At 68.0% G+C, this 23,811-nt stretch carries 26 protein-coding genes; 13 read left to right on the top strand and 13 right to left on the bottom strand.

Annotated elements, in window-relative coordinates; translation table 11 throughout:
* Positions 1-141 precede the first annotated feature (141 nt).
* Positions 142-837, bottom strand: a complete 696-nt coding sequence (locus tag PGN14_RS02350) for a dienelactone hydrolase family protein (protein ID WP_335297796.1) — start codon at positions 835-837, stop codon at positions 142-144.
* 134 nt (positions 838-971) lie between these two features.
* On the opposite strand from PGN14_RS02350, the gene PGN14_RS02345 reads away from it, so the two are divergent.
* From PGN14_RS02345 to PGN14_RS02320, 6 genes are read left to right on the top strand one after another with little or no spacing between them, the layout of a single operon-like run.
* The gene (locus PGN14_RS02345; protein WP_335297795.1) at positions 972-1,214 is read left to right on the top strand and encodes a DUF6489 family protein; all 243 of its coding nucleotides are present in this window, start codon (positions 972-974) and stop codon (positions 1,212-1,214) included.
* The gene (gene mnmE / locus PGN14_RS02340; RefSeq protein WP_335297794.1) at positions 1,211-2,488 is read left to right on the top strand and encodes a tRNA uridine-5-carboxymethylaminomethyl(34) synthesis GTPase MnmE; all 1,278 of its coding nucleotides are present in this window, start codon (positions 1,211-1,213) and stop codon (positions 2,486-2,488) included. The genes PGN14_RS02345 and mnmE overlap by 4 nt, the downstream gene beginning before the upstream one ends.
* A 9-nt stretch (positions 2,489-2,497) precedes the next feature.
* On the top strand, positions 2,498-4,213 hold the full coding sequence (gene mnmG, locus PGN14_RS02335; protein ID WP_335297793.1) for a tRNA uridine-5-carboxymethylaminomethyl(34) synthesis enzyme MnmG: 1,716 nt from the start codon (positions 2,498-2,500) through the stop codon (positions 4,211-4,213).
* Positions 4,210-4,842, top strand: a complete 633-nt coding sequence (rsmG, locus tag PGN14_RS02330) for a 16S rRNA (guanine(527)-N(7))-methyltransferase RsmG (protein WP_335297792.1) — start codon at positions 4,210-4,212, stop codon at positions 4,840-4,842. Before mnmG ends, rsmG begins: the two co-directional genes overlap by 4 nt.
* The gene (locus tag PGN14_RS02325; RefSeq protein WP_335297791.1) at positions 4,824-5,603 is read left to right on the top strand and encodes a ParA family protein; all 780 of its coding nucleotides are present in this window, start codon (positions 4,824-4,826) and stop codon (positions 5,601-5,603) included. Before rsmG ends, PGN14_RS02325 begins: the two co-directional genes overlap by 19 nt.
* Positions 5,600-6,526: a ParB/RepB/Spo0J family partition protein gene (locus PGN14_RS02320; RefSeq protein ID WP_335297790.1), complete on the top strand. Its 927-nt coding sequence runs from the start codon at positions 5,600-5,602 to the stop codon at positions 6,524-6,526. The genes PGN14_RS02325 and PGN14_RS02320 overlap by 4 nt, the downstream gene beginning before the upstream one ends.
* A 7-nt stretch (positions 6,527-6,533) precedes the next feature.
* Here the strand turns inward: PGN14_RS02320 and holA are convergent, their stop codons facing one another.
* From holA to PGN14_RS02300, 4 genes are read right to left on the bottom strand one after another with little or no spacing between them, the layout of a single operon-like run.
* Positions 6,534-7,544, bottom strand: a complete 1,011-nt coding sequence (gene holA / locus PGN14_RS02315) for a DNA polymerase III subunit delta (protein WP_335297789.1) — start codon at positions 7,542-7,544, stop codon at positions 6,534-6,536.
* Positions 7,541-8,041 carry an LPS assembly lipoprotein LptE gene (gene lptE, locus PGN14_RS02310; RefSeq protein ID WP_335297788.1) on the bottom strand — a complete coding sequence of 167 codons (501 nt, stop codon included), beginning with the start codon at positions 8,039-8,041 and terminating at the stop codon, positions 7,541-7,543. The genes holA and lptE overlap by 4 nt, the downstream gene beginning before the upstream one ends.
* Positions 8,038-10,572: a leucine--tRNA ligase gene (gene leuS / locus PGN14_RS02305; RefSeq protein ID WP_335297787.1), complete on the bottom strand. Its 2,535-nt coding sequence runs from the start codon at positions 10,570-10,572 to the stop codon at positions 8,038-8,040. Before leuS ends, lptE begins: the two co-directional genes overlap by 4 nt.
* Positions 10,573-10,591: 19 nt before the next feature.
* Positions 10,592-11,026 (bottom strand): DUF3576 domain-containing protein, encoded by a 435-nt coding sequence (locus PGN14_RS02300; RefSeq protein ID WP_335297786.1) that lies wholly within the window; start codon positions 11,024-11,026, stop codon positions 10,592-10,594.
* A 250-nt stretch (positions 11,027-11,276) separates the two neighbouring features.
* On the opposite strand from PGN14_RS02300, the gene PGN14_RS02295 reads away from it, so the two are divergent.
* Positions 11,277-11,954, top strand: coding sequence for a hypothetical protein (locus PGN14_RS02295; protein WP_335297785.1), 678 nt, complete (start codon positions 11,277-11,279; stop codon positions 11,952-11,954).
* Positions 11,955-12,172: 218 nt separating this feature from the next.
* Here PGN14_RS02295 and PGN14_RS02290 read toward each other — a convergent pair whose 3' ends face one another.
* On the bottom strand, positions 12,173-12,691 hold the full coding sequence (locus PGN14_RS02290; protein WP_335297784.1) for a thiamine phosphate synthase: 519 nt from the start codon (positions 12,689-12,691) through the stop codon (positions 12,173-12,175).
* Between the two features lie 22 nt (positions 12,692-12,713).
* On the opposite strand from PGN14_RS02290, the gene PGN14_RS02285 reads away from it, so the two are divergent.
* Both PGN14_RS02285 and PGN14_RS02280 read left to right on the top strand, forming a co-directional pair.
* A complete protein-coding gene (locus PGN14_RS02285) occupies positions 12,714-13,385 on the top strand; it encodes a YggS family pyridoxal phosphate-dependent enzyme (protein WP_335297783.1) in 672 nt (223 codons plus the stop codon).
* Positions 13,382-14,044: an HAD family hydrolase gene (locus PGN14_RS02280; protein WP_335297782.1), complete on the top strand. Its 663-nt coding sequence runs from the start codon at positions 13,382-13,384 to the stop codon at positions 14,042-14,044. The genes PGN14_RS02285 and PGN14_RS02280 overlap by 4 nt, the downstream gene beginning before the upstream one ends.
* On the opposite strand, the gene ribA is transcribed toward PGN14_RS02280, so the two are convergent.
* From ribA to hemE, 7 genes are all read right to left on the bottom strand, one after another.
* Positions 14,041-15,051, bottom strand: coding sequence for a GTP cyclohydrolase II (gene ribA, locus PGN14_RS02275; protein WP_335298035.1), 1,011 nt, complete (start codon positions 15,049-15,051; stop codon positions 14,041-14,043). The genes PGN14_RS02280 and ribA overlap by 4 nt on opposite strands.
* 35 nt (positions 15,052-15,086) lie before the next feature.
* Positions 15,087-15,869, bottom strand: coding sequence for an exodeoxyribonuclease III (locus tag PGN14_RS02270; protein ID WP_335297781.1), 783 nt, complete (start codon positions 15,867-15,869; stop codon positions 15,087-15,089).
* 307 nt (positions 15,870-16,176) lie between these two features.
* Positions 16,177-16,788, bottom strand: a complete 612-nt coding sequence (locus PGN14_RS02265) for a LolA family protein (RefSeq protein WP_335297780.1) — start codon at positions 16,786-16,788, stop codon at positions 16,177-16,179.
* 82 nt (positions 16,789-16,870) lie between these two features.
* The gene (locus tag PGN14_RS02260) at positions 16,871-17,599 is read right to left on the bottom strand and encodes a TerC family protein (RefSeq protein WP_335298034.1); all 729 of its coding nucleotides are present in this window, start codon (positions 17,597-17,599) and stop codon (positions 16,871-16,873) included.
* Between the two features lie 204 nt (positions 17,600-17,803).
* A complete protein-coding gene (gene rho, locus PGN14_RS02255; protein WP_335297779.1) occupies positions 17,804-19,060 on the bottom strand; it encodes a transcription termination factor Rho in 1,257 nt (418 codons plus the stop codon).
* A 156-nt stretch (positions 19,061-19,216) separates the two neighbouring features.
* A complete protein-coding gene (locus tag PGN14_RS02250; protein WP_335297778.1) occupies positions 19,217-19,675 on the bottom strand; it encodes a CopD family protein in 459 nt (152 codons plus the stop codon).
* A complete protein-coding gene (gene hemE, locus PGN14_RS02245) occupies positions 19,672-20,691 on the bottom strand; it encodes a uroporphyrinogen decarboxylase (RefSeq protein ID WP_335297777.1) in 1,020 nt (339 codons plus the stop codon). Before hemE ends, PGN14_RS02250 begins: the two co-directional genes overlap by 4 nt.
* Before the next feature lie 313 nt (positions 20,692-21,004).
* On the opposite strand from hemE, the gene PGN14_RS02240 reads away from it, so the two are divergent.
* From PGN14_RS02240 to coaE, 4 genes are read left to right on the top strand one after another with little or no spacing between them, the layout of a single operon-like run.
* The gene (locus PGN14_RS02240) at positions 21,005-21,835 is read left to right on the top strand and encodes a pyruvate, water dikinase regulatory protein (protein ID WP_335297776.1); all 831 of its coding nucleotides are present in this window, start codon (positions 21,005-21,007) and stop codon (positions 21,833-21,835) included.
* A complete protein-coding gene (locus PGN14_RS02235; RefSeq protein WP_335297775.1) occupies positions 21,835-22,422 on the top strand; it encodes a Maf family protein in 588 nt (195 codons plus the stop codon). Before PGN14_RS02240 ends, PGN14_RS02235 begins: the two co-directional genes overlap by 1 nt.
* Positions 22,419-23,231, top strand: a complete 813-nt coding sequence (locus PGN14_RS02230; protein WP_335297774.1) for a shikimate dehydrogenase family protein — start codon at positions 22,419-22,421, stop codon at positions 23,229-23,231. Before PGN14_RS02235 ends, PGN14_RS02230 begins: the two co-directional genes overlap by 4 nt.
* On the top strand, positions 23,228-23,806 hold the full coding sequence (gene coaE / locus PGN14_RS02225; protein ID WP_335297773.1) for a dephospho-CoA kinase: 579 nt from the start codon (positions 23,228-23,230) through the stop codon (positions 23,804-23,806). Before PGN14_RS02230 ends, coaE begins: the two co-directional genes overlap by 4 nt.
* The last annotated feature ends 5 nt before the right edge of the window (positions 23,807-23,811 follow it).

The raw sequence follows: 23,811 nt of genomic DNA, 5'->3' as shown, positions 1-23,811 counted from the left end.
CACATCATGGTGCCGTCGTGGCAGCGATGCTGATCGCGATGGCGCTTGCGGTGTTTATCGCACAATGGATCGCCACCGGGCTGATCGCGCTGGGCGAAATGGCGATCGGCTGATCATCGGATCGGCCGATCGCATCACGCTTTAGCCGAGATGCTCGCCGAAGAAGGCCGCAGTACGCGCGTCCGCCTGCCGCGCCGCCGCGTCGGAACGGCGGTTGCCGAACTCGGTCGCGAAGCCGTGATCCTCGCCCGGATAATCGATCAGCGTCACCTTGGGATGATCGTCGAGCCCGTCGTGCATCCGCCGCTGCGCCTCCTTGTCGACGAAGCCATCGTCCCCGGCGATATGCAGCAACATCGGATGCGCGATCGCATGCTTTTCGCCCAGCAACCCATCGACCCCGACCGCATAATAGCCGACGCTGGCATCCACATCGGTGCGCGCCGCGGTCATATAGGCCAGCCGTCCGCCCAGACAGTAGCCGACCGCCCCCACCTTGCCGCCATCGATCGCGGCGCGGGCGTAACGGATCGCCGCCTCGATGTCGCGGATGCCGCCGTCCTGGTCGAACTGCCCCATGATCGACAAGGCGCGCTGCATCTGGTCCGGCACGTCGGGATCGAGTTCGATACCCGGCTCCATCCGCCAGAACAGATCGGGGGCGACCGCCAGATAGCCGTCCCGGGCCAGGGCGTCGCACTTGCTGCGGATGCCCACGTTCACGCCGAAGATCTCCTGGATCACGACGATGGCGGCGCGTGGCGCGCCATCGGGCTGCTCTTCGTAAGCGGGCATTTGCTGCCCATCCAGCGTCGCGATCGTCACGTTGGTCGTCATGCCATCCTCTCCTTGTGGCGGTCCCGCACCCGAATGCCGCCGTCGCGCCGACGTTGCGGAACGCCCCGGTTCGCGGGCATAGACAGGGTGATGCTAACGCGCGCCCGCGGTGCGCTCAAGGGAGTGCGACGCGCATGAAGGTCACGATCGAAGCCGACTGCACGCCGGAGGAAGTCCGGCGGATGATGGGGCTGCCCGACCTGACCCCGCTCCACGACCATTATCTCGCCAAAATGCAGGAGGCGATGGACAAGGGCACGATCGGGCCTGAGATCCTGGGTGCGATGCTGAAGAGCTGGGCGCCGGCTACGGACGCGGGAATGGACATGTGGCGGCAGCTGTTCGCGACGACAGGCGGCGGCAAGTCGAACGGGTGACGGACACGATCTTCGCGCTGTCGAGCGGCCGTCCGCCGGCGGCGATCGCGGTGATGCGCATCAGCGGGCCGCAGGCGGCAGCGGCGCTGGCGCGGATGGCGGGCGCCGTCCCTTCCCCACGGATGGCGTCGTTGCGGACGCTGCGGGACGGTGCGGGTGCGGTCCTCGATCGCGCGCTGACGATCTTCTTTCCGGGTCCGGCGACCGCGACGGGGGAGGATCTGGTCGAGTTGCACCTGCATGGCGGACGGGCGATCGTTGCGGCGGTGGAGGCGACGCTCGCGACGTTTCCCGGTCTGCGGATGGCCTTGCCTGGCGAGTTCACGCGGCGTGCGTTGGAGAATGGCCGGCTTGATGTGATCCAGGCCGAAGGGCTTGCCGACTTGCTGGAAGCCGAGACGGAAGAGCAGCGACGCATCGCCTTGTCGGCGGCGGAGGGTCAGGTCAGCCGCGCCGTCGCCACATGGATGGACCGCACCGCGATGATCGCCGCGCGGATCGAGGCGGAGCTGGACTTCGGTGATGAAGACGACGTCGCGGCGCAATCCGGCTATGATCCCGCTGTGGAGAGCCATGCGCTGGCCACGGAACTCGAGGCGGTCCTTTCCGCACCAAGCGTCGAGCGGCTGCGTGATGGAATGCTGGTGGTCCTGGCCGGCCCGCGCAATGCGGGCAAGTCGTCGCTGTTCAATGCCTTGCTCGATCGGGAAGCAGCGATCGTCACCCCCGTCGCCGGAACCACCCGCGACCTGATCGAGGCGTCCGTAACGCGCGCCGGCGTGCCCTATCGTTTGGTGGATACCGCGGGCTTGACCGAACACACCGACGATGTCGTCGAGCAGATCGGCATCTCCCGCGCACGTGACGTGCTTGAACGTGCGGACGTCGTCTTGTGGTTGGGTGAACCATCTGCGGCCCCTCGATCGTCGGTTCGCATCGCAGCGAAATGTGATGATCCCGCAGCGATCGCATCGTGCGCTGACATAGCAGTGTCGATCCACCGCCCAGAAACGATCGCGGCATTATGGGTGTGCATCGCCGAACACGCGCGGCAGATCATGGGCATCGCGGGGGACATGGCGTTCCGTAAGCGGCAACGCCGGCACATCGCAGCCGTGGCGGAAGAGCTTCGAGATGTCACGGCCAGCCCCGATCTTCTCCTGCAAGCGGAGCACATCCGGGTGGCCTCACGGCACCTTGCTGCGCTATCGGGAGTGGACGCGACAGAGGCCATGCTGGATGCGCTGTTCGGCCGCTTCTGCCTGGGAAAGTAGGCGTTCCACGTGAAACAATTTGATGTCATCGTTGTTGGTGGCGGCCACGCCGGCACCGAAGCCGCGGCTGCCGCTGCCCGCCGCGGCGCGCGTGTTGCACTGATTTCTCAGGATCGTGCAAAGATCGGCGTGATGTCGTGCAACCCGTCGATCGGCGGGTTGGGCAAGGGACATCTTGTCCGGGAGGTGGATGCCTTCGATGGCCTCATTGCGCGGGCGGCGGATGAGGCCGCGATTCACTTTCGGATGCTGAACAGGTCGAAGGGGCTTGCTGTTCAGGGTCCACGGATCCAGGCAGACCGCCGCCGCTACCGCGCGTCTATCGTTCGGCAACTCGAACAGTTCGAGATGCTCGACATCCTCGAAGGCAAGGTAGCCGCGTTGATCCTGCACGGTAACCGTGTCGGTGGTGTTCGCTTGCGTGACGGCCACTCTATCCCAGGCGGTGCCGTCGTCCTGGCAACGGGGACGTTTCTGGGCGGCCGGATCTTTCGCGGAGAAGAACGCCTGACCGGTGGACGCGTCGACGAAGGCGCGGCCATCGAATTGAGCCATCAACTTCGCGCGCTTGCCCTCCCCCTCCACCGGCTCAAGACGGGAACGCCGCCGCGGCTGGATGGTCGGACGATCGACTGGGGTCGGCTGGTGGCGCAACCCAGCGATACGGAATGCTGGTTCATGTCGAGCATGAAGCCTCTTGAGCGGCTTCCTCAACTCGCATGCGCCATCACACGAACGACAACGGCGACACACGATCATATTCGCGCCGGACTGGCATCCTCTCCTCTGTTCGGCGGTGCGATTGAGGGCGAAGGTCCCCGCTACTGCCCCTCGATCGAGGACAAAGTATATCGCTTTGGCGATCGGGATGGTCACCAGATCTTCCTGGAACCGGAGGGGTTGGATGACCACATCATCTACCCCAATGGCATCTCGACATCGCTGTCGACGGCGACCCAACAGGCGATGGTCGCGTCCATTCCGGGCTTGGAAAAGGCGCGGATCATGGTTCCCGGTTATGCGGTTGAATACGACTATCTCGACCCCCGGGCACTCGATCATCGCCTGGCCTTACCACAATTGGCGGGGCTGTTTTGCGCAGGGCAGATCAACGGCACCACGGGATATGAAGAGGCCGCAGCGCAAGGTTTGATCGCCGGTCTCAACGCGGCTGCGCATTCGCTCGACATTGCACCTGTGACGGTCGATCGCGCATCCGGATATATCGGCGTGATGATTGACGACCTTGTGCTGCAAGGTGTTAGCGAGCCATACCGGATGCTGACCGCACGGGCAGAGTTTCGCCTGTCCCTCCGCGCCGACAATGCCGAAACCCGCCTGATGGCCATTGCGAAAGACGCGAACTGCCTCTCTGAACAGCGGCTGTTCCACGTGGAACGGCGCTTTGACCAGCGCGCTGCACTCCGAGACGGTCGTATAGATCCGGCGGAGTGCGACCCCGATATTGCCCGCGAGATTGACGAAGACAAGCGTTACGCGCCCTATCTTCAACGCCAGCAGGAGGAGGTAATGCGACTACGGCGGGACGGAGGCATCTGTCTTCCTACGCCGGATCAAATTGCGTCGGTACCCGGCTTGTCGAACGAAATGATCGAGCGCCTGACGCGAGCCAATCCCCGCACGCTCGATGAAGCCTCCCGTGTCCGGGGGATTACCCCCGCCGCATTGGCGGCTTTGTGGTTGCACAGCAGGAAGTTGGCATGACGGAAGAGGACGCCAAGGGATGGATCGCCGATCGGTTTGGCACGGCTAAGGTCGATCTCTTGCAGGTGTACGTTGATCTGCTGATCGCAGAAAACGCACGACAGAATCTTGTGTCCGCTTCCACCCTGCCGGCTATCTGGGCACGTCACATCCTTGACTCCGCGCAACTCGTGCCGCTGGCTGATGACGCAGCGGCGCGATGGTGCGACGTCGGTAGTGGACCGGGGTTGCCGGGTCTGGTCGCTGCGATCCTCCGGAGGCAGGAGACGTGGCTTGTAGAACCCCGCGCGCGACGGGCGGCGTTTCTGCGGGACACAGCGGAGGCGCTCGGCTTGACCGCTTCCACCTATGTTATCCAAAGCAAGGTCGAAGCGCTGCGCGAAGCTTCGATGGGCATCATCTCCGCGCGAGCGGTTGCCGAACTGTCGTCGTTATTCGGTATGTGCCATCACCTCACTGACGAGCGCACGCGCTTCATCCTCCCCAAAGGCCAGCGCGGCGGCGAGGAACTTGCAGCGGTGCGCAACACGTGGCAGGGAGTGTTTCACGTGGAACAGAGCGTCACCGACGCCAATTCCATCATCATTATCGCTGACGGAGTGACACGCCGATGTTCTGCATCGCGGTAGCCAATCAAAAGGGCGGCGTCGGCAAGACCACCAGCGCGATTAACATCGCCACCGCCCTCGCCGCCTCCGGCCATTCGGTCTTGCTGATCGATCTCGATCCGCAGGGGAATGCGTCGACTGGTCTGGGTATCGCCCAAGGGCAACGCCAGCGTTCCAGCTACGACGTCCTGATCGAACGCGGCGGTATCGTCGAGGCGGCGGTCGCGACCGGCATTCCGCACCTTGATGTTGTTCCCGCCACGGTCGACCTGTCGGGCGCTGAGATCGAGCTGGTCGAACTCGATCAACGGACGCATCGCCTCCATCGCGCCATCGAAGGTGCAGGCGCACGGTGGGACATCGTCCTGATCGACTGCCCTCCCTCGCTGGGATTGCTGACGATCAACGCCATGGTCGCCGCTGACGCGTTGCTCGTGCCGCTTCAGTGCGAGTTCTTCGCACTGGAAGGTCTCAGCCAGTTGCTCAACACGGTCGAGCGAATTCGCTCGCGGTTCAACCCGTCGCTGTCGATCCTGGGTGTGGCACTGACGATGTACGATCGCCGCAATCGCCTCACCGAACAGGTGTCGACCGATGTTCGCGCGGTGCTTGGCAAGGTCGTGTTCGACACGGTCATTCCGCGCAACGTCCGTCTGTCCGAAGCACCCAGCCATGGGTTGCCCGCGCTGATCTACGATCATCGATGCAGCGGATCGGAAGCATATATGGCGCTGGCGCGCGAGGTCATCCAGCGCCTGCCCCGTCAGGAGGTAGCAGCATGAGCGACGCAGCATTCCGGCGGGGTCGCAGCGGACTGGGGCGCGGCCTTAACGCGCTGCTCGGCGACGTGGCACAGGATGAGCGGGACGCAAGCGGTGATGGCCCCGCGCGTGGCGCGGTCCGTATGATCCCGGTCAGCGCGATCGCGCCGCATCCGGGACAGCCACGACGGCATTTCGACGAAGCCGCGCTGGAAGAACTCGCGGCATCGATCGCGGAGCGGGGCATCATCCAGCCAATCATCGTTCGCCCGCACGGCCACGATTATCAGATCGTCGCCGGCGAGCGTCGCTGGCGTGCCGCACAACGCGCGCGACTCCACGAAGTGCCAGTCGTCGTCCGGGACTACACCGACAGCGAGACACTCCAGATCGCCCTGCTGGAAAACATCCAGCGACAGGACCTCAACGCGATCGAGGAGGCGCAGGCCTATCAGCGGCTGCTCGACGAGTTCGGTCACACGCAGGAGGTGCTGGCGAAAGCCGTCCACAAGTCGCGCAGCCATGTCGCCAACCTGTTGAGATTGCTTGACCTTCCATCGGAAATCCAGGCGCGGGTGGTCGAGGGTGCGCTGACGATGGGACATGCCCGCGCGATCCTGGGCGCGGCGGACCCGATGGCACTGGCGGATCAGGTCGTGGCACAGGGTCTGTCGGTCCGCCAGACCGAGAAGCTGGCCGCGGAGGTGAAGCGCGGCGCGACCGGCGAGGACGACAAGCGGCGTCGCAGTGCGTCCGGCGGGATGCAGGCAGGCGCGACCGGCAGCGCCGATATCGAGGCGCTGGAGCGGCAGCTTGCCGATCTGCTCGGGCTCAACGTCCACATCGTCTTCTCGGCGGACGGTCGCGGGTCGATCACGCTGGACTACAGCACGCTCGAACAGCTCGACATGGTGTGCCAGCGGTTGAGCGGGGAGCGGATCTAGCCCGACGCTATCGTCCGCGTCGACGCGCCAGCCGCAGCAGGAAGGCGTCGGCGAGCACCCGCCCCGCCCCGCCCGCTGCGATCACCTCGCGCTCGGTACGCCGCGCCGCCGCCTGCGCCGCGGCGAGATCGGCGACGCTCCACCGGCGAACCGCCGCCGCGGTCGCGGCCTGTTCCTTCCAAAAGACGCCGCGGCGCTTCATCGCCTGTTCGGCCGGCTCCCCGCCGTCGATCGCGATGCGCAGGTCGGCCAGCATCGTCAGCCGCCGCACCAGCGCGCGCAGGATCGGGATCGGCGAGGCATCCGCCCCCATCCGCCGCAGCGACTCCAGCAGGACCGCAACCTCGCCCCCGGTCGCCGCCAGCACCACCTCGCCAAGTTCACCCTCGGCGATATCCGCGCCGATCGCCTCCAGCGCCGCCTCGTCGGCCTCCGCCGGGCGGTCCGGCGCGGCATCGAGGTAGAGCGCCAGCTTCTCGATCTCGCGCTGCATCACCGCGCGGTCGCCATCCGCCGCGCGGACGATTCGCTGCATCGCCGCGGGCGAGAGGCGCAGCCCCTCCGCGCGCGCCATCTCCGCCGCCAGACCGCCGGCATCGCGCGCATTGGGGGGGTAACAGGCGAAGGCCAGCACGCGATCCGACTCCAGCGCCGCCTTGACCAGCTTGCCCGTCGCCTTGACCGTGGGGGCGATCATCACCGCCGGATTGCCCGCGCTCGGCGCCGCAAGCAGCGCCTCGACCGCATCCAGCGACTCTTCGCCCGCCGCGGTCACGCGGATATGGCGCGCATCGCCGAACAGCGAGATGGCGGCGGCCTCGTCCGCCAGCCGTGCGGGGTCGCCGCGCAGCGTCGCGCCATCCAGATCGATGCGCTCCGCCCCCTGTCCCATCGCGCGCGCCAGCCGCGCGGCATAGGCCATGGCGGTGGATTCATCCGGGCCGTGGAGCAGGTACAGCCGGATATCGGCCGGCGGCCGGTCGAGCGCGGCCGTCAGCCGCGCCTCGGTCGCCTTCATCGCGCCGGCTGCTGCGTCCGTCGCGCATAGAGCGCGAGGCGCGCGACGATCTGATCCGCGACGGTATCGGACAGCCGCTCCAGCGCGCTGCTCTCCGCCGCGATCGTGGCATATTCGGAGCCGACGACGTCGATCCCCGCGTCCGACCCCGCGGTCGCGTCGACCAGCACCGTGCCCTGCACCGCATCGACCAGCTGATAGCGCGCGCGCAGCGTCCGCCGCTCCCGCGAGACCGCATCGTCGGCGCGCACGCCCAGCCCGACGATCTGGTCGTCCAGCGTCACGGTCAGCCGGTAGCGGGTCGGCCCGCTTCCCACCGCCGCGAGCCGGTCGCGCAGCGCATTGGCCACCAGCCAGCCCGACTTGCCCTGAATCGGCGCCACCTCGACCCCGGCCAGCGTCGCCGCGACCGGCCCGGCGGTGCTGCCGCTGTAGAGCGGCGTCAGCCCGCACGCACCGAGCGCGAGCGGCAGCAGCAGGGGGAGCAGCTTCCTCACGCGACCAGGTTCACCAGTCGATCGGGCACCACGATCACCTTGCGCGGCGGCTTGCCGTCGAGCGCGCGGACGATCTTCTCCGACGCCAGCGCCGCAGCCTCGACCTCTTCCCTGGGCAATCCCTTGGCGAGCGTCAGCGTATCGCGCAGCTTGCCGTTGACTTGGATCGCCACGGTCACCTCATCATCAATCAGCATCGCGTCGTCGACCGTCGGCCATGCCGCATTGGCGATCAGGCCACCCTCCCCTGCCAGCGCCCAAGCTTCCTCCGCCAGATGCGGCACCATCGGCGCGGAAAGCAGGACGAGCGTCCGCACCGCCGTGCGGCGCTCCGCCGAGGCCGGCGCCTTCTCGATCGCGCTGGTCAGCGCATAGAGCGCCGCCACCGCCTTGTTGAACTGCAATCCCTCCACCGCGGCATGGACCGCGGCGGTGGTGCGATGGACCAGCTTGCGCAGCGCAATGTCGTCGCCCGTCACCGGCGCGGCCTCGGACGAGAGTTCCGCATCGACCAGCCGCCACAGCCGCTGGACGAAACGCCACGCGCCCTCGATCCCGTTCTCGCTCCACTCCAGATCGCGCTCGGGCGGCGAGTCGGACAGCATGAACCAGCGCACCGCGTCCGCCCCATACTGATCCACGATCGGCTCGGGATCGACGGTGTTCTTCTTGGACTTGGACATCTTCTCGACGCGGCCCACCGTCACCGGGCTGCCGCTTGCGATTTCCTTGCCGTCGCGCACGTCCTCGGGCGACAGCCAGCGCCCGTCCGCCGCCTTGTACGTCTCGTGCGTCACCATCCCCTGCGTGAACAGCCCGGTGAATGGCTCGGCCAGATCGATCAGCCCGACGTGCCGCAACGCACGCGTCCAGAAGCGGGCGTACAGCAGGTGGAGGATCGCATGCTCCACCCCGCCGATATACTGTCCGACCGGCAGCCAGCTCTCGGCGACCGCGCGGTCGAACGCGCGATCCTCCGGTTGGCTGGCGAAGCGGATGAAATACCAGGACGAATCCGCGAACGTGTCGAGCGTGTCGGTATCGCGCACCGCAGCCGCGCCGCACGAGGGGCAGGCGACATGCTTCCACGTCGGATGCCGGTCGAGCGGATTGCCGGGGATATCGAAGGTGACATCCTCGGGCAGTTCCACGGGCAGCTGCTCGCGCGGCACCGGCACCTCGCCGCACGTCGCGCAATGGATGATCGGGATCGGCGTGCCCCAATATCGCTGGCGGCTCACCCCCCAGTCGCGCAGCCGCCACACGGTGGTGCCATGCCCCCAGCTCCCACCGGGTTGGGTGGCATCCTCGGCGCGGCGGATCACCTCGCGCTTGGCGTCGACCACGTCCATCCCGTCGAGGAAGTGCGAGTTCACCAGCGTCCCCGCGCCGGTCCACGCCTCGCTCTCACCGAAATCGGGGGCGGTCTTGTCGCCCTCCGACACCACGCGCCGGATCGGCAACGCATATTTGGTGGCGAAGTCGAAATCGCGCTGGTCGTGCGCCGGCACGCCGAACACCGCGCCGGTGCCATAATCCATCAGCACGAAATTGGCGATGAACACCGGCAGGTCACCCGCCCCGGTTTCCTGGCCGAACGGATGCGCCGCGGTGAGGCCGGTATCGAACCCCAGCTTCTCCTGCGTCTCCAGCTCGGCCGCGGTCGTCCCGCCCTGCTTGCATTGTTCGACGAACGCGGCCGCCGCGGGGTTCGCCGCCGCGATCGCCTGCGCGATCGGATGATCCGCCGCCACCGCGACGAAGCTGGCGCCGAACATCGTGTCCGGGCGGGTGGTGAACACCTCGACCGACCCGCCATCCGACAGCGCAAAGCGGAATTGCAGCCCCTGGCTCTTGCCGATCCAGTTCTCCTGCATCAGCCGCACCTTGTCGGGCCATTGGTCCAGCGTACCCAGACCATCCAGCAGCTCGTCGGCGAATTGCGTGATCTTCAGGAACCATTGCGACAGCTTGCGCTTCTCGACCAAAGCGCCGGAACGCCAGCCGCGGCCGTCGATCACCTGCTCGTTGGCAAGCACGGTCATGTCGACCGGATCCCAGTTGACCGCCGACTCCTTGCGATAGACCAGCCCCGACCGGTAGAAGTCGAGGAACAGCGCCTGTTCGTGCCCGTAATAGCTGGCGTCGCACGTCGCCAGCTCGCGCGTCCAGTCGAGCGCAAAGCCCAGCCGCTTCAGCTGCGCCTTCATCGTCGCGATATTCTGGCGGGTCCAGGCGCCGGGATGGACGCCCTTCTCCATCGCCGCATTCTCGGCCGGCATGCCGAACGCGTCCCACCCCATCGGGTGGAGCACCTCATGCCCGGTCATCCGGCGATGCCGCGCCAGCACGTCGCCCATCGTATAGTTGCGCACATGTCCCATGTGGATCTTCCCCGAAGGATAGGGGAACATCTCCAGCACATAGGTCTTGGGTCTGGCGCTATGGTCGTCGGCGGCGAAGGTGCGCGCTTCGTCCCAGATCTTCTGCCAGTGCGCGTCCGCCTTGAGCGCGTTGAAGCGAGAGGCCATCGTCGGTCGTCGCCCCGCCTCAGCCGGTGATCGCGCCGCGGCGCAGGTCGCGCGCACGGGTCAGGATGATATCCTCCAGCTTCTGCGTCGTCGCCGCCTCGACCGGGGCGGACACCCACTGGCCACCGCGATTCACCTCGCGCAGCGCCGCGACGCGCACCGCGTCGGCGCGCAGGTCCTGATCCAGGATCGACACCGTCACCTTCATCCGCTCGCTCGGCAGCTGCGGATTGACGTACCAGTCGGTCACCACCACGCCACCGTTGGAATCGGTCTGGAGCAGCGGCATGAAGCTCAGCGTGTCCAGCGTCGCGCGCCACAGATAGCTGTTGACGCCGATCGTCGTCACCTTCGACGCGGCCAGGTCACCCTGCGGTCGCCCGCCGCCCTTGCCGCAGGCGGAAAGGGCCAGAGCGGCGCACAGCGCGACCGCGAAACGCGAGGGGCGGAACATCGGCATCGTCCTTAAGGAGATCAGGCAGGCCATCGCTCTACCCGCGCGCCTCCCCCCCCGCAAGCACGCCCCGTTGTGGACCCCCTGCTGTGGACATACTGCAACAGCCCGCCGAAAAGCGCGCCCGGGCTTATGGACTCGGAACCGATTCCTGATAGGTCCACTGTATCGATCGGTGGGTAGGGTGCCGATCAAAAGGGGATGGGAACGAGTCGTGGCCGCACGTCGCCACATCGCTGTCGGGGTTGTCGTGGCGTCGCTCGCCGCGGCGGCTGCTGCCGTCCCCGCGGTGGGAACCGCCGATACCAATGCGCGCGCGGTTCGCCGGACGCCGGTTCTGCCCCGTTCCGCCGGATCGTTCACCCCCTCGGCCGCCGATCCGAAGCTGGCCGCGCTGTTCGCCCGCGGCGGACTCGATTCGACCGACTTCCGCTTCACCCCGTCGGAGGCGCGCAACAGCAACCGTTCGGTGACGGTCGCGGTGCGCGCCCGCGCCTCGTCCACCGCGGGTCGCGATGCGACGCGCTTCGCCTCCACCGCGCCCAGCGTCGGTGTGGCGCCGATCGCGTACAATCTGGGCGTCGCGGTGGGCTGGAAGCGGTTCGCGGTGTCGGGCGACGTCGCCAAGGTCGACCTGGGCGTGATGCCGGGCGGTCGCGAGGCGGCGGACGTCGCGCTCAGCTATTCCGGCAACAAGTGGACGGGTCGCCTCAGCGCCAGTTCCGATCGCGCGCTGCCGGGCACCGTCCATACGCTGGCGGAGCCGCAGAGCTATTCGCTCGACGTCGGCGGCAGCTATTCGATCACGCGCAACCTGGATCTGACCGCGGGCATGCGTCTCAAGAGCGAGCGTGATCGCCTGACCCGCATCGACGACGACCGTCGTGACAGCCAGGCCGTGTACGTGGGCACCGCCTTCCGCTTCTAGAGATTTCGTTCTCGCGAAGACGCGAAGACGCCAAGGTGTTGTTTGTGCGGCAATGCCGCGATCAGTCGCCATGATGATGATTCACGCTGAGGCGCGGAGGCGCAGAGAGGGAATGCCCGCGGCAGCGGGCCTTCTCACCACGGCAGAGGATCATAGCCGCTGACGCGGCAGGAGCTTCCTCTTCGCGCCTCCACGTGAACACGACGTCGTCGCGTGAGTCACTCCACCCACGCATCGATCGCCGCAAACCCCGCAAACCCCAGCCCGCGCACCCGCCGAAAGCGCCGCTCGTCCATCCCGCCGAGCGCGATCGCCGTCACCTCCAGCCCCCGCGCGATCGCCGCCGCGCGCACCGCCCCGCGCGCTCGCGCACCCGGATGCGAGCGCGTCGCGAACACCGGCGACACGAACAGCACCTTTGCCCCCGCCCGCACCCCGCGCACCGCCTCCGCACGGTCATGCGCCGGCCACGTCACCAGCCCCCGCCCGCGCCGGGCGTGGACCCCCTGCTCGCCGCGCATCGGCGTCGCGCCCGCGCGCACCAGCACCAGCCCGCGTGTGCGTGCGATGCGCCGCACCTTCGCGAACATCCGCCGTCGCTCGTCCCTGGCGGTCGCATAATGGCGAAAGACGACGCCGCCGCCGCGCGGCAGCCGCGCCAGCGCGCGCCATAGCCCCTCCCCCATCCGCTCGTCGGTCATCAGCCAGCGGGTCGGGACGGGGTGGCGGCGCTGCATCGCGGCTCCTATAGCGCGCGCGATGACCTCCGACGACCAGCTCCCCGATCATCTCTCCGCGATCCGCGCGCGTATCGCGCATACCGCCCGGATCGCGCGGCGCGAGGCCGCCGACATCACGCTGATCGCGGTGTCGAAGACGCATCCGGCGGAGGCGATCCGCCCGCTGCTCGTCGCCGGCCACCGCGATTTCGGCGAGAATCGCGTGCAGGAGGCGCAGGCGAAATGGCCCGCGCTGCGCGAGGCGTTCCCCGACACCCGCCTGCACCTGATCGGCCAGCTGCAATCGAACAAGGCGGCCGAGGCGGTGGCGCTGGCGGATGCGATCCATGCGGTCGACCGCCCCTCGCTCGTCACCGCGCTCGCGCGCGCGATGGACGCGAGCGGGCGCCGCCCCGATTGCTTCGTGCAGGTGAACATCGGCGAGGAGCCGCAGAAGGGCGGGTGCGCGATCGCCGACCTGCCCGCGCTGCTCGCGACGGCACGCGCCGCGGACCTGCCGGTCGCGGGGCTGATGTGCATCCCCCCGGCCCCTGTCGAGGCCGCGCCCTATTTCGCGCTGCTGGCGAAGATTGCGCGTGATCATGGCGTTACCGGGCTCAGCATGGGGATGTCGGACGATTTCGAGACCGCGGTGATGCTGGGCGCGACGCATGTCCGCGTCGGCTCGGCGCTGTTCGGCGCGCGCGCATGAGCCGCTTCGCCGCGCTGCTGTTCGACTTCGACGGCGTCCTGATCGAGAGCGAATATAGCGGCAACCGGCACATCGCCGAGTATCTGACCGCGATCGGCCACCCGACCACCGCCGACCAGTCGATGGCCAACTTCATGGGGCTGGCCGGCCTCGATTTCCTGGGCGCGGTGGAGCGCTGGATCGGGCGTCCCCTGCCCGACGACTTCCATGCCGCCCGGCAGGTGGAGAACGAACGCTGCCTCGTCGAGGGGATCGCGGAGGTGGCCGGCGCGGTCGCCTTCGTCCGCGCGCTGCCGCGCGACCTGCCGCGCGCGATCGTCTCGTCCAGCCGCGTGCGCTGGATCCGCACGCACCTGACGCATCTGGGCATCGCCGACGCGTTCGAACCGCACCTCTATTCGGGCAGCGAGCATGTCACCCGCGGCAAGCCCGCGCCCGACCTCTACCTCCACGCCGCCGCCCGATTGGGCGTGGCGATCGAGCAATGCGCGATCATCGAGGATTCGCCCGTCGGCGCCACCGGCGCGGTGGCGAGCGGCGCCTATGTCATCGGGCTGGTCGCCGGATCGCATTGCGCGCCCGATCACGCCGACCGCCTGCGCGCGATCGGCGTCGATGCGATCGCGCGCGATTTCGCCGAGGTCGCCGCGTTGCTTTAAAGCTGGTGGCCGGTCCGGTCGCGCTTGGTCGCCAGATAGCGTTCGTTGTGCGGGTTGGGCGGCAGGAAATGCGGCACGCGCTCCGCGACCGTCACCCCGGCGGCTTCCAGACCGGCCACCTTGGCGGGATTGTTGGTCAGCAACCGCACGCGATCCTGCCCCAGCAGCCGCAGCATCTGCGCCGCCACGCCGAAATCGCGCGCATCGATCGCAAAGCCCAGCCGGGTGTTGGCGTCGACCGTGTCGAATCCCTGATCCTGAAGCGCATAGGCGCGCAGCTTGTTGACCAGCCCGATCCCGCGTCCCTCCTGCCGCAGGTACAGCAGGATGCCCCATCCCGCCGCCCGGATCGCGGCGATGGCGGCGTCGAGCTGCGGCCCGCAATCGCACTTCAGGCTGCCCAGCACGTCGCCGGTCAGGCATTCGCTGTGCAGCCGCACCAGCGGCGCCTGCCCGTTCGGCGTTCCGATCAGCAGCGCGACATGCTCGTCCGCGCTCTCCGGCGAGCGGAAGGCGACGATCTCCGCATCCTCGGCCTGCGCGACCGGCAACCGCGCGCGCACCGCCAGCCGCAACCGCGCGGCATCCTCGTGCGCGTCGATGTCCGCGATCGACACGACCACCTCCGCTGTCGCCACGCCGCCGACGAAGAAGGCAGGCAGCAACCCCGCCACCCGCGCCAGCCGCAGCGCCGCCGCGAGGATATCGCCCGGCTCGGGCGCGATCGTGCGGAACGGCCCCTTCATCGGGGTCGTCAGGTCGAGCTGCGGATCGGCGAGCGCGGTCGCCATCGCCATGTCGAACCATGGCGCGCGCTCGATCAGGACGGGCTGGTCCGGGTCCGCCGCCGCGCGCTGGTTGGTCAGCTTCAGCGTCTCGGCGCGTCCGCTGGAGATCAGGATCGCATAGTCGCCCGCCCCGGCGAAGGTCGCCAGCCGGTCCGCATCCGCCGTCTCCACCGCCAGCAGCGTGACCGCGCCGATCGCGATCGGCCAGCCGCGTCGCATCGCGTCGATCGCACGCGCGGCGTTGCGGGCATCGGTCACCAGTCGAACTCGGTCATGATCGGCACATGGTCCGACGGTGTCAGCCAGCTGCGGCACGCCTCGAACACGGTATGCGCACGCGCGGTGGCCGCCACCTGCCCGGTCGCCCACATATGATCCAGCCGCCGCCCGCGGTCGTTCTTCGTCCAGTCGGGCGAGCGATAGCTCCACCAGGTGTGCAGCCGCGCCGGTGCCGGATGGAAATGCCGCCCCAGGTCGACCCAGTCGTTCGACGCCTTCAGCCGGTCGAGCGCCTCGACCTCGATCGGGGTATGGCTGACGACCTTCAGCAGCGCCTTGTGGCTCCACACGTCGCTAGGCAGCGGCGCGATGTTGAAATCGCCGGTCAGGATCGTCGGCACGTCCAGCGCCTCCGACCAGCGCGTCATGCGCTCGACGAAGTCCAGCTTCTGCCCGAACTTGGGATTGACGTCGCGATCGGGGACGTCGCCGCCGGCGGGGACATAGACATTCTCTACCCGCACGCCGTTGGGCAGCCGCACGCCCAGATGCCGCGCCTCGCGATTGGCCTGCCAGTCGAGCCGGTCGTCCTCTACCACCGGGATGCGCGCGATCGTCGCGACGCCATGATGCATCCGTTGCCCGTGGAGCAGGACGTGGTCGTAGCCCAGCGCCCGGAACGCCGCGACCGGGAAGTCGGTGTCGATCACCTTCGTCTCCTGCAGGCACAGCACGTCGGGCTGCACCTCGCGCAGGAAGCGCTCGACGATGTCGAGGCGGAAGCGGACCGAGTTGATGTTCCAGGAGACGATCTTCACGGGGAAGGTCGTTAGACCGCGTATCCGGGGGGGACAAGGGGAGCGCCGCGGCGAAGCCGCGTCGTCGGACGGGCCGATGGCCCGCCGGCCGCGCTGGAGCGTCTGGGTGGGCGTAGCCACCCTGCGCCGTGCGCGGAATGGCCCCCGCTCCGGGGGCATGGAGCGAGGGCCGACCGGCGTTCGTCACGCAGGCGGGACGGGGAATGCCCGGGCAACAGGGGGAAAATCCCGGTGCGATCCCCGACCGCGATCCGGCTTCTAGGTCACCCTCCCTGTCGCTTCGATGAACGAACACGCCATCGTGCGTTCAGCCGGCGCGCTCCTGCCTCCGCGGGTCGTTCCAGCGGAACGTTCCGTCGCTCACCGGCGCGTTGAACTTCTGCCCGGTGAGCCGGATCGTGGTGCGGTTGCCCTGGCTGTCGAGCGCGACCCAGCCATTGAGCAGCAACCCCGCCGGCGCCGACGCGCTGCGCTGGAACACCAAAGTGATCCGGCCATATTCCGGATGCTTGGCGTCATAGGCCTCGACCGACAGCACCGCCGGATTGGGCGACGGCACCACCTTGGCGAATTTGGACAGGTCGCGGTTCGGATCGAGCAGGACGCCAAGTGGCGAGTTGCCGATCGGCCAACGCTGCACCTGTCGCACCGAATAGTCGATGAAGGTCAGCGCCTTGCCATCGCCGACGATCAGCAGCGGCACGCCCTTCTGATATTGGAAGCGGATCTTGCCCGGCTTCTTGAGCGTCAGCGTGCCGGTCAGCACCTGACCGTTGCGGTCGGTCTGGCTGAACGCCGCGGTCATCGTCTCGACGCTCGCCAGATGGCGCTGCACCGCGGCGAGATCGGCATTGACCTGCGCCGCGGCCGGCACGGCGACGATGCCGGCCGCGGCCAGCGGAAGAAGGAAACGGTTCATGCGCACTCCGAAGAAGTCAGCATCGCACGATGCCACGGCCGCGTTGAACGCGCACTGAACCCCGCCGGTTCAGCTCGACGGGTCAGGCGAACAGCGTGATGATCCCCGGCGTGTTCTCCGCGCCGACCCAGCCTTCGTAGATCATCTTGAACGCGACGAAGACGATCACCGCCAGCCCGACATAGGCGATCCAGCGATAGCGATCGATGATCCGCGCGATGAAGTTCGCCGCCAGTCCCATCAGCGCGACCGACAGCAGCAGGCCGATGACCAGGATGCCGGGATGCTCGCGCGCCGCGCCGGCAACCGCCAGCACGTTGTCGAGGCTCATCGACACGTCCGCCACCGCGACCGCCCAGGCCGCGCCGGCGAAGCTCCTCGCCGGGGTCAGCGCGGCGCTCTCGCCGTCCATCTCCGAGGCATCGGGGCTGTGCCCGCCATGGCGGATCTCGCGCCAGAACTTCCAGCTGACCCACAGCAGCAGCAATCCGCCGGCGAAGACCAGCCCGACGATCCCCATCAGCCAGGTGACGATCAGCGCGAAGAAGATGCGCAGCACCAGCGCCGCGCCGATACCGATCAGGATCACCTTCTTGCGCTGGTCGGCGGGCAGGCCGGCGGCGAGCGCGCCGACGACGATCGCATTGTCGCCCGCCAGCACCAGATCGATCATCAGCACCGAACCGAACGCCGCCAGCGCCGCCGGATCGGACAGGTTGGAGAAGTCGGCGACGATATGCTGCCAGATATCGCCCAGCGATCCCGGCCCCTGAATGGGCGCAGCCGCGGTCGATGCCGCGGCGGCAAGCATGGCGATCAGGCTCAACTGGTCACTCCCCGTGTTCGATCGGCATCAATGATGCGCGCGGGCATAACGTTCCGGGCGGGGAATGCCATGGGTGTAACGACGTGGAGGCGCCGCGGCGAAACCGCGTCGTCGGTCGGGTGCGTCTGCGCGCACCCGCCGGTCGAGCCGGTGCGAGTCCTGCGCCGGCACGGCGCAGGCCGCACCCGGCTATTGGTTCATGCTGTCGAAGAAGTCGGCGTTGGTCTTCGAATCCTTCATCTTGCCGAGCAGGAACTCGACCGCGTCGACCGTCCCCATCTGCATCAGGATCCGGCGCAGCACCCACATCTTCGACAGCTGGTCCTTCTGCACCAGCAGCTCTTCCTTGCGGGTGCCCGACTTGCCCACGTCGATTGCCGGGAAGATGCGCTTGTCCGCCACCTTGCGGTCCAGCACGATCTCGGCGTTGCCGGTGCCCTTGAACTCCTCGAAGATCACCTCGTCCATGCGGCTGCCGGTATCGATCAGCGAGGTCGAGATGATGGTGAGGCTGCCGCCCTCCTCGATATTGCGCGCCGCGCCGAAGAAGCGCTTTGGCCGTTGCAGCGCATTGGCGTCGACGCCGCCCGTCAGCACCTTGCCCGACGACGGCACCACGGTGTTGTAGGCGCGACCCAGACGGGTGATGTTGTCGAGCAGGATCACGACGTCCTTCTTGTGCTCGACCAGCCGCTTGGCCTTCTCGATCACCATCTCGGCCACCGCGACGTGGCGCGTCGCCGGCTCGTCGAAGGTGGAGGACACCACCTCGCCGTTCACCGTGCGCTGCATGTCGGTGACTTCCTCGGGACGCTCGTCGATCAGCAGGACGATCAGGAACACCTCGGGATGGTTGGCGCTGATCGCACGCGCGATATTCTGCATCATGATCGTCTTGCCGACGCGCGGCGGGGCGACGATGAGGCAGCGCTGGCCCTTGCCGATCGGGGCGACGACGTCGAGCACGCGGCCCGACTTGTCCTTCAGCGTCGGATCCTCGATCTCCATCTTCAGCCGCTCGTCGGGATAGAGCGGGGTCAGATTGTCGAAGTTGACGCGATGGCGGACCCGCTCGGGATCCTCGAAATTGACGCTGGTGAGCTTGGTCAGCGCGAAATAGCGCTCGCCGTCCTTCGGCCCGCGGATCTCGCCCTCGACCGTGTCGCCGGTGCGCAGCCCGTGCTTGCGCACCTGATTGGGGCTGACATAGATGTCGTCGGGACCGGCAAGGTAATTGGCCTGCGGCGAGCGCAGGAAGCCGAAACCGTCGGGCAGCACCTCGATCGTGCCCTCGCCCATGATCTGCTCGCCATTCTCCGCCTGCACCTTCAGGATCGCGAACATCAGGTCCTGCTTGCGCAGCGTCGACGCGCCCTCGACGCCCAGCTCCTCTGCCAGCTGCACCAGCTCGGCGGGCGCCTTCTTCTTCAGGTCTTTCAGATGCATGGATATATGTCCGAGATGATCGGGTGTGGGGAGATGCTCGGCCGGCGAACGGAGAGGCGCTACGAACGAAGCTATAGGAAGGCGGCGCGACCAGGACGGCCACGTCGTGGGCGCGAGGTAGGAGTCGGCCGCGGCTTAGTCAAGCCGCGACGCGCGTCAGAACGGCTTCACGATCACCAGAATGACGATCAGCGTCACCGCCAGCGCGGGAACCTCGTTGAGCATGCGCAGCGTCTTGCCCGACAGGGTGGGACGCCCGCGCGCCAGCTTCTTCGCATAGCCCACCGCCCAGCCGTGATAGCCCGACAACAGGATCACCAGCGCGATCTTGGCATGGAGCCAGCCCAGCCCCGGCACCCCGTCCGCGAAGCCGGCGTTGAGCGCCAGCGCGACGCCCAGCACCCACACGATCACCATCGCGGGCGTCAGGATGATCCGGCGCAGCTTCGTCTCGCGATCGGTCCAGCGCGCTTCCTCGGCCGCGTCGCCCAGCCCTTCCTGATGATAGACCAGATAGCGCGGCAGCATGAACATACCCGCCATCCAGAAGATGACGAAGATCAGGTGCGCGGCCTTCACCCAGTCGTAGGTCGCGCCCAGGAAACCAGCGATCATGCGCCCCTCACTCGTGCCAGCAGCTGTTCGACATGTGCGACCGGTGTGTGCTGCCCGATGCCATGCCCCAGGTTGAAGACATGCGGCCGCTCCGGGAACGCGGCGAGCACGCGGTCGATCCCGCGGTCGAGCGCCGCGCCCCCGGTCAGCAGCGCCAGTGGATCGAGATTGCCCTGCACCGGCAAATCCGCGGGCAGCACCGCATCGGCCCAGGCGGGGTCGACCGTCTCGTCCAGCCCGATCGCATCGACCGCGGTCCCCGCGGCATAGGCGGGCAGCTTGCCGCCCGCGCCCTTGGGGAAGCCGATCACCGGCACGCCGGGGCAGCGCGCGCGCACCCCGTCGACGATCGCGCGGTTGGGCGCGATGACCCAGCGGTCGAACTGGTCGGGCGACAGGCTGCCGGCCCAGCTGTCGAACAGCTGCACCGCCTCCACCCCATGCGCGATCTGCGCCGCGAGATAGTCGATCGTCATCGCCACGATCGCATCGACGATCGCGCCGAACGCAATCGAATCGGCATAGGCGAAGCGGCGCGTCGCCTCCTGATCGCGGCTGCCCTGCCCCGCCACCATATAGGTGGCGACCGTCCACGGCGATCCCGCGAACCCCAGAAAGGTGGTGGCGGGATCGAGCATCCCCGCCACGCGCGCGACCGTCGCATAGACGGGATCGAGCCGCGCCGGCACCGCGTCGAGCGCAGCGAGGGCATGATCCACCAGCGCCGGCGCCAGCCGCGGCCCCTCGCCCGCGCCGAACGACAGGTGCTGCCCCAATGCCCAGGGCACCATCAGGATGTCGGAGAAGAGGATCGCACCGTCGAACCCGAAACGGCGGATCGGCTGCACCGTCACCTCCGCCGCGGCGACCGGATCGGTCGCGAGCGCGAGGAAGCCGCCCTTCTCCGCCCGCAGTGCGCGATACTCCGGCAGATAGCGTCCCGCCTGTCGCATGAGCCACACCGGCGGGCGGTCGCGTCGCTCCCCCTTCAGGACGCTGAGCAAGGGCTTTTCCACGATCGGGCGTCCGTCCTTCTATCAGTAAATAGATTCTTAAGAGGGATGTTGTTGATGATGGCGCGTTGGTTGCGGGGCTTATGCGGTCGTCCCGGAAATGCCAACAGCTTGACCGCACGGACTCCGCGGGCACGCCGGGATTCGATTCATCCGTCCCCGTTATCCACAGGCTGTGGAGGAACCGCACGGCTGGGGACGGGATTGTGGATGGAATGCGATCCATCCACGCCGCGATCCGCGGCTTGGCCGGGCGTGCGAGTTGCGCTAGCGCCTGTCCCCATGTTGTCCACAGATCGGTCCCGCTGACCCGCCGATGGTCCGTCTGCACCTCCATTTGCTGTCCGATTCCACCGGCGAGACGCTGGAGAACATCGCCAAGGCGGCGCTGGCGCAATATGACGACGTGGAAACGGTGCGCCATTTCTGGCCGATGGTGCGCACCGAGATGCACCTCGACCGCATCCTGCAGGAAATCGCGCAGAACCCCGGTCTGGTGATCTTCACCCTGGTGAATCCCGCGACGCGCGCGGCGCTGGAAACGCGCTGCCGCGCGCTGGGATTGCCGACGGTCGCGCCGCTCGATCCCGTCAACGACGCGCTATCGATGCTGCTGGGGCAGCAGGCGAAGGCGCGCCCGGGGCGCCAGCACGTGCTGGACGCCGCCTATTTCGAGCGCGTCGATGCGATTCAGTTCACGATCGCGCATGACGACGGCATCGCATGGGAGGAATGGGAGGAGGCCGACATCGTGCTGGCGGGCGTCAGCCGCTCGTCCAAGACACCGACCTCGATCTATCTCGCCAATCGCGGGTTCAAGACCGCCAACATCCCGATTGTGGTCGAAAGCCCGCCGCCGCCATCGCTGTTCGCGTTGCGCAACCCGCTGGTGGTGGGGCTGACGACCAGCGCGGACCGGCTGATCCAGGTGCGGCGCAACCGCCTGCTGTCGCTCAATCAGGCGCCGGAGACCGATTACGTGAACCAGGATGCGGTCGCGCGCGAGATTGCGTTCGCGCGGCGGATGTTCGCCGACAATGGCTGGCCGGTGATCGACGTCACGCGGCGCTCGATCGAGGAGACGGCGGCGGCGATCATCGCCCTGTTCAACGAACGCCGCGGGTTCGCGGCGCGGGCGGTCGACTGATGCTGATCCTCGCCTCGCAAAGCGCGTCGCGCACCGCGATGCTGTCCGCTGCCGGGGTGCCGTTCACCGCCGAGACGGCGCATGCCGACGAGGCGGCGGTGAAGGAGGCGATGGCGGGGCAACCCCCGCGCGACGTGGCCGACGCACTGGCGCAGCTGAAGGCGATGAAGGTGTCGGCGCGGCATCCCGGGCATCTGGTGCTGGGATCGGACAGCCTGGCGGTGCTGGACGACGGCACGATCCTGGACAAACCGACCAGCCGCGAGGAGGCGTTCGACCACCTGACCCGCATGTCGGGCAAGCGCCACGATCTGGTCAGTGCAGCGGTGATCGCGGAGAATGGCCAGCCGGTGTGGCGCATCGTCGACAAGGCGAAGATGTTCGTCCGCCCGCTGTCGCCCGCGTTCATCGACGCGTATCTGGACGTCGAATGGCCCGCGATCGCGGGTTGCGTCGGCTGCTATCGCATCGAGGGGCCGGGCGTGCAGCTGTTCTCGCGTGTCGAGGGCAGCCAGTTCACCGTGCTGGGAATGCCGCTGCTGCCGGTGCTCGACTATCTGCGGACGCGAAAGGTGCTGCCGGCGTGACGAAACCCTATGCCGAGGTGATCGGCGATCCCATTTCGCACTCCAAATCGCCGCTGATCCACGGTTTCTGGCTGGAGAAGCTGGGGATCGACGCCGAATATCGCGCCACGCACGTCGCGCCGGACGATTTGGGCGCGTTCCTGGCGGAGCGGCAGCGCGACGCCGCATGGCGCGGGTGCAACATCACGGTCCCGCACAAGGTGGCGGCGCTGGATCACGTACCCGATCCCGGCGGCATCCGGGGGTCGATCGGCGCGATCAACACCGTGTTCCGCGGCGATGGCGATGCCTTCGTGGGCACCAACACCGATGCCGCCGGCTTCCTGTCGCCGATCGCGGACCTCGATCTGGCGGGACAGCCGGTGGTCGTGGTGGGTTCCGGCGGCGCGGCGCGCGCGATCCTGTTCGCCTTGTCGAAGGTGGGGGCGGGTCGCGTCACGATCCTGAACCGGACGCCGCTGAAGGGTGCCGCCCTGCTCGCGCAATTCGGATTGAAGGGCGATGCGCTGCCGTTGACCGCCCGCCTCCCCGCCGCGGCGCTGCTGGTCAATACCAGTGCGCTGGGGATGACCGGGCAGCCGCCGCTCGACCTCGATCTGTCGCCGCTGCCCGAGGAGGCCGTGGTCTATGACATCGTCTATGCGCCGCTGGTGACGCCGCTGCTCGCCGCCGCGGCGGCACGGGGGCTCGATACGGTCGACGGGCTGGAGATGCTGATCGGGCAGGCGGCGCTGGCGTTCGAACTGTTCTTCGGCGCAGCACCGCCGCGCGAGCAGGACGACGAGCTGCGGCTGAGGCTGACGGCATGATCCGCGTCGGGCTGACCGGGTCGATCGGGATGGGCAAGTCGACCGTCGCGGCGATGTTCGCCGAGGAAGGCGTGCCGGTGTTCGATGCCGATGCCGCGGTGCATCGCCTGCAGGGGCCGGGCGGCAAGGTGGTCGCCGCGATCGAGGCGCGCTTCCCCGGCACGACCGGGGACGGCGGGGTGAACCGCACCGCGCTGGCCGAGGCGGTGCTGGGCGACGATGCCGCGATGAAGGCGCTGGAGGCGATCGTCCATCCCGCGGTGGGGGCGGAGCGCGCCGCGTTCCTGGCGGAACATGCCGACGCCCCCATCGTCGTGTTCGACGTGCCGCTGCTGTTCGAGACCGGGGGCGACCGGCATGTCGACGCCGTGGTCGTGGTCTCCGCCGCGCCGGCGGTGCAGCGCGACCGCACGCTCCGGCGCCCCGGCATGACGCCCGCCAAGTTCGACGCGATCCTCGCGCGCCAGACGCCGGATGCGGAGAAGCGCGCGCGCGCCGATCACGTCATCCCGACCGATTGTTCGCTCGACGAGACGCGCGCGGCGGTGCGGCGGACGATCGCGGCCCTTGCCTAACGTCC

It is taken from the genome of Sphingomonas adhaesiva (assembly GCF_036946305.1).
Classification (GTDB): Bacteria; Pseudomonadota; Alphaproteobacteria; order Sphingomonadales; family Sphingomonadaceae; genus Sphingomonas; species Sphingomonas adhaesiva_B.
This window is presented reverse-complemented; position numbering and strand designations above follow the sequence as displayed.

Bases quoted from the DNA above. Each gene is read 5' to 3' on its own strand.
- coaE (WP_335297773.1), top strand. From the start codon at position 23,228: ATGATCCGCGTCGGGCTGACCGGGTCGATCGGGATGGGCAAGTCGACC.
- PGN14_RS02345 (WP_335297795.1), top strand. From the start codon at position 972: ATGAAGGTCACGATCGAAGCCGACTGCACGCCGGAGGAAGTCCGGCGG.
- PGN14_RS02235 (WP_335297775.1), top strand. From the start codon at position 21,835: ATGCTGATCCTCGCCTCGCAAAGCGCGTCGCGCACCGCGATGCTGTCC.
- PGN14_RS02320 (WP_335297790.1), top strand. From the start codon at position 5,600: ATGAGCGACGCAGCATTCCGGCGGGGTCGCAGCGGACTGGGGCGCGGC.
- rsmG (WP_335297792.1), top strand. From the start codon at position 4,210: ATGACGGAAGAGGACGCCAAGGGATGGATCGCCGATCGGTTTGGCACG.
- PGN14_RS02260 (WP_335298034.1), bottom strand. From the start codon at position 17,599: ATGCTTGCCGCCGCGGCATCGACCGCGGCTGCGCCCATTCAGGGGCCG.
- PGN14_RS02250 (WP_335297778.1), bottom strand. From the start codon at position 19,675: ATGATCGCTGGTTTCCTGGGCGCGACCTACGACTGGGTGAAGGCCGCG.
- holA (WP_335297789.1), bottom strand. From the start codon at position 7,544: ATGAAGGCGACCGAGGCGCGGCTGACGGCCGCGCTCGACCGGCCGCCG.
- leuS (WP_335297787.1), bottom strand. From the start codon at position 10,572: ATGGCCTCTCGCTTCAACGCGCTCAAGGCGGACGCGCACTGGCAGAAG.
- PGN14_RS02285 (WP_335297783.1), top strand. From the start codon at position 12,714: ATGACCTCCGACGACCAGCTCCCCGATCATCTCTCCGCGATCCGCGCG.
- PGN14_RS02300 (WP_335297786.1), bottom strand. From the start codon at position 11,026: ATGTTCCGCCCCTCGCGTTTCGCGGTCGCGCTGTGCGCCGCTCTGGCC.
- rho (WP_335297779.1), bottom strand. From the start codon at position 19,060: ATGCATCTGAAAGACCTGAAGAAGAAGGCGCCCGCCGAGCTGGTGCAG.
- PGN14_RS02240 (WP_335297776.1), top strand. From the start codon at position 21,005: ATGGTCCGTCTGCACCTCCATTTGCTGTCCGATTCCACCGGCGAGACG.
- PGN14_RS02290 (WP_335297784.1), bottom strand. From the start codon at position 12,691: ATGCAGCGCCGCCACCCCGTCCCGACCCGCTGGCTGATGACCGACGAG.
- PGN14_RS02325 (WP_335297791.1), top strand. From the start codon at position 4,824: ATGTTCTGCATCGCGGTAGCCAATCAAAAGGGCGGCGTCGGCAAGACC.
- PGN14_RS02265 (WP_335297780.1), bottom strand. From the start codon at position 16,788: ATGAACCGTTTCCTTCTTCCGCTGGCCGCGGCCGGCATCGTCGCCGTG.
- ribA (WP_335298035.1), bottom strand. From the start codon at position 15,051: ATGCGACGCGGCTGGCCGATCGCGATCGGCGCGGTCACGCTGCTGGCG.
- PGN14_RS02350 (WP_335297796.1), bottom strand. From the start codon at position 837: ATGACGACCAACGTGACGATCGCGACGCTGGATGGGCAGCAAATGCCC.
- PGN14_RS02280 (WP_335297782.1), top strand. From the start codon at position 13,382: ATGAGCCGCTTCGCCGCGCTGCTGTTCGACTTCGACGGCGTCCTGATC.